Raw genomic sequence first — 3,497 nt, 5'->3', positions numbered from 1 at the left:
GGGGCGACTATGGCGCACAGGGACGGCCATCTTGGCGCAAGGCCCGGACGCGCAGGCGCGATGCGGCACCCGGCTAAACGCCGCGGCCAAGCGGCCTTGCGGGCCCTTCGTGTCGGCTTTATTGCGCTGAAATGAGTCGGCGGTGGGAAGGTCTGGCTTCCGTGCGCCCGCCCCGAAGGTCTTGCTTCCGCAACTCCCGGCAATTATGATTAGATTAATCAGAAATTTCCCTGCCTTCGAAACGGATCTGACTGCGGGACATGTGTGCGACCGGTATTGAAAGGTCACGGAAATGAAATGGACCGAAGCCTATGCCACAGGCAATGAACAGGTGGATGAGCAGCACAAGACGCTGTTCCTCGCCTCCGAGCATTACCGCGAAGCGTTGGAGGCAGGCCACGGTGAAGGCGGCTACGATCTGTTCGTCGAGTTCCTGAGCAGCTATGCCAAGATCCATTTTTCATTCGAAGAAGAATGTATGCTTGCGCGCCACTGCCCGATCGCCAATCAGAACAAGCAGGAACACTGCGCCTTCGCAAAGCTTATCGACAAGGAAGTAGCGCGGTTTCACCGCGACGGTTTCGACAGGCGAATGGCTTTTGTCCTTGTAGACAAGATAGATCACTGGCTCGATAGCCACATCGCCAGAGTGGATGTGCAGCTGAAATCGGTCACGCCGTGATGTGCGGCTACTGCGCGATTCGCCGCGGCGCGCTGTGAGGTGGCGCAGCACTTGATCGGGCAAGGCGCAAGGCCAGTTGGCCCTACCCCCTGCCCCGCGCCGCGACTGCCGCGCGCATTTCCTGCCGGATGAACTCGATCAACTCATCTGCGAAGATCGAGCGCGAAACCTCGGCATTGAAAACGCCATAAGTCTTGAACGAGGTTGGCTCGGCTATAGCGCGCACCGCCACGCCGGGGGTTGCAGCGGCGGCCATCGAAAACTCGTCCAGCACCGCCACCCCAAGGTTGGCCGCCACCAGCGAGGCCACCGTCTGGCCAAACCGCGCCTGTATCGCCAGATCATAAGCCAGCCCATGCTCGCCAAACGGGGCCGCGAGGATCTGGCCATAGGGGTCTGCGGGGTCGATGCCGATCAGTGGCTCTGCGGCCAGTTCCGCAAGCGAAACCACCCGCTTGTCGGCAAGCGCGTGGCCCTCTGGCACCAATGCCACCAGCCGCCCCGCCGCCAGCGGATACGAAACGAGACCGGGATGGTCGATCTTGAAGCTCATCGCCACCACTTCGCCCTTCTTCAAAAGCAGATAGTCGATGGTCTCCTCAATCTTGAGGATGTTGATGTTCATGCGCAGCGCGGGAAACTTTTGCCGCAGCCTTTTGACCGCGCGCGGCAGGATGTGCTGTGAAATCGAAGGCGCAGAGGCAAAGGAGAACACGCCCCCCACCCCCTTTTTCAACGCATCGATCGAAAATTGTAGGTTTTCGACCTTGGTGAATACCTCGTTGATTTGCGCAAAGATCCCATGCGCCTCGGTGGTGGGCACAAAGCGGCCGTGATTGCGCGAGAATAGCCGCAGGCCAAGCTGGCCCTCGGTGTGCTTCATCACCCGGCTGATACCGGGGGCGGAAACGCCCAACAGGTCTGCCGCGCCCTTGACCGTACCCGCCAGCATGATCGCGCGGATCACCTCGATCTGTCTGAGTGTCAGCATGGCGAACCTCCGGCGCAAAAATTAACATTTGGTATTCTGCAATGTCCATATCGATATTTGATGTTACGCTGTCGCAAGCCTAGCATTTTGCCGAAGGTCTGCGCCTCTCCCCGAGGCTGGACAGGGAGCACGGCATGTATGACTTCGGCGGTAACGTCCTGATCGAGGATGAGTTTCTGCGCGATGGCTTGCAGAACGAGGCGCGCGCGTTTTCGGTGGATGAAAAGCTGCATTTCCTTGCCGGGCTGGAAGCGGCGGGGGTGAAGCGGATTCAGTTGGGCTCTTTCGTGCACCCCAAATGGGTGCCGCAGATGGCCAACACCGATGCGCTGTTCGCGCAACTCTCGCCCAAGCCCGGCGTCACCTACACCGCTCTGATCCTGAACATGGCGGGGCTGGATCGGGCGCTGGCGGTGGGGGTGAAACATCTGTCGATTTCGGTTTCCGCGTCAGAGACCCATAGCCGCAAGAATCTGAACAAGTCGGTCGCCGAGGCACGCGCCGCGATTGCGCCAATCATCGAGCGGGCATTGGCCGAGGGTATTGCGGTGCGCGCAGGTATCCAGTCGGCGCTTGGTTGCGGCTTTGAAGGGCGCATTGACCCCGCGCGGGTCGAAGACATCGCCAAAAGCTATGGCGAAATCGGTGTGCAAGAGGTCAACATCGCCGATACGGCGGGGCTTGCGAACCCGGTGCAGGTATATGGCCTCTGCACGCGCCTGCGCGATGTGCTGCCCGATGCCACCGCGCTTAGCCTGCATCTGCACGACACTCGCGGGTTGGGGCTGGCCAATATGGTCGCAGGCTTGCAGGCGGGTGTGCGCATTTTTGATTCCGCCCTCGGCGGGCTTGGGGGCTGCCCGTTCATTCCCAAGGCCACCGGCAATATCGCCACCGAAGATGCCGCCTATGCGCTGGCCGAAATGGGCTTGGCCACCGGCATCGACCAGCGCGCGCTTGGCGCGCTGACGCGCGAGTTGGAAGCGCGGCTTGGCCGCGCCCTGCCCGGCCGCATGGCCCATATCGACACAGGAGTGACCGCATGAACCGGCCCGTATCGCTTGCCTATCTTACCGTGCCGGGCCTCACCCCGGTCGAGCAGGCCCATATCGCCGCCGAGGCGGGCTATGACTATGTCAGCTTTCGTCTCATCAACCTTGGCGTGCCCGGCGAGCCCACGGTAGATCTGCTTTCGCCCATGATGCTGCGGCGCACCCGCGCGGCGCTTGCCGAAACCGGCCTGCGGCTTTTCGACATCGAATTGGCACGCATATCGCGCGAGGTCGAACCGAAAAGCTTTGTGCCCGCCTTTGAGGCCGGGGCAGAGCTGGGCGCACGCCATGTCATCGCCTCGGCATGGACCAATGTGCGCAACGACCGCGATTTCATCGTGGAACGGTTCAGCGAAATCTGCGAACTCGCCGCACCACTCGGGCTGACGGTCAACCTTGAGTTCCCCGCTTTTTCGCGCCTTGCAAACCTCGCCGACGCGGTCGAGGTGCTTGACGCGGCGGGGCGGCCGAACGCCGGGCTGCTGATCGATACGCTCTATTGGCACTTTACCCGCGCGCGGCCGTCTGATCTGCGCATGGTGCGGCGCGACTGGATCAACTTTCTGCACATCTGCGACGCGCCCGCCGACATACCCGGCAGCCGCGAAGAGATGATGCACATCGCCCGCGAGGCACGACTTTACCCCGGCGAGGGCGCGATAGACCTGGCGGCATTCGCCGCGTTGCTGCCGCAGGTGCCGCTTTCGATCGAACTGCCGAACGCAAAGCGCAGCGCAGAGCTTGGCCATCTGGGCCACGCCCGCCGCTGCCT

4 protein-coding genes are annotated in these 3,497 nt (G+C 61.9%); 3 read left to right on the top strand and 1 reads right to left on the bottom strand.

The features are described from left to right. The first annotated feature begins 292 nt into the window (after window positions 1-292). Window positions 293-682: a bacteriohemerythrin gene (locus tag ABY403_RS14640; protein WP_372841559.1), complete on the top strand. Its 390-nt coding sequence runs from the start codon at window positions 293-295 to the stop codon at window positions 680-682. An 82-nt stretch (window positions 683-764) separates the two neighbouring features. Here the strand turns inward: ABY403_RS14640 and ABY403_RS14635 are convergent, their stop codons facing one another. Further along, window positions 765-1,673 carry a LysR substrate-binding domain-containing protein gene (locus ABY403_RS14635; RefSeq protein WP_372841558.1) on the bottom strand — a complete coding sequence of 303 codons (909 nt, stop codon included), beginning with the start codon at window positions 1,671-1,673 and terminating at the stop codon, window positions 765-767. A gap of 134 nt (window positions 1,674-1,807) precedes the next feature. Here ABY403_RS14635 and ABY403_RS14630 point away from each other — a divergent pair, with 134 nt between their 5' ends. Continuing rightward, entirely contained in the window at window positions 1,808-2,719 is a 912-nt protein-coding gene (locus ABY403_RS14630) for a hydroxymethylglutaryl-CoA lyase (protein WP_372841557.1), read from the top strand. After that, the coding region (locus ABY403_RS14625) for a sugar phosphate isomerase/epimerase family protein (protein WP_372841556.1) at window positions 2,716-3,497 on the top strand (782 nt) is incomplete at its 3' end. The genes ABY403_RS14630 and ABY403_RS14625, both read left to right, overlap by 4 nt.

Source organism: Phaeovulum sp., from assembly GCF_041596715.1.
Lineage (GTDB): Bacteria > Pseudomonadota > Alphaproteobacteria > Rhodobacterales > Rhodobacteraceae > UBA6213.
The sequence above is the reverse complement of the archived record's forward strand: the minus strand, read 5'-3'. Positions and strand labels throughout refer to the sequence as shown.

Bases quoted from the DNA above. Each gene is read 5' to 3' on its own strand.
- ABY403_RS14640 (WP_372841559.1), top strand. From the start codon at position 293: ATGAAATGGACCGAAGCCTATGCCACAGGCAATGAACAGGTGGATGAG.
- ABY403_RS14635 (WP_372841558.1), bottom strand. From the start codon at position 1,673: ATGCTGACACTCAGACAGATCGAGGTGATCCGCGCGATCATGCTGGCG.
- ABY403_RS14630 (WP_372841557.1), top strand. From the start codon at position 1,808: ATGTATGACTTCGGCGGTAACGTCCTGATCGAGGATGAGTTTCTGCGC.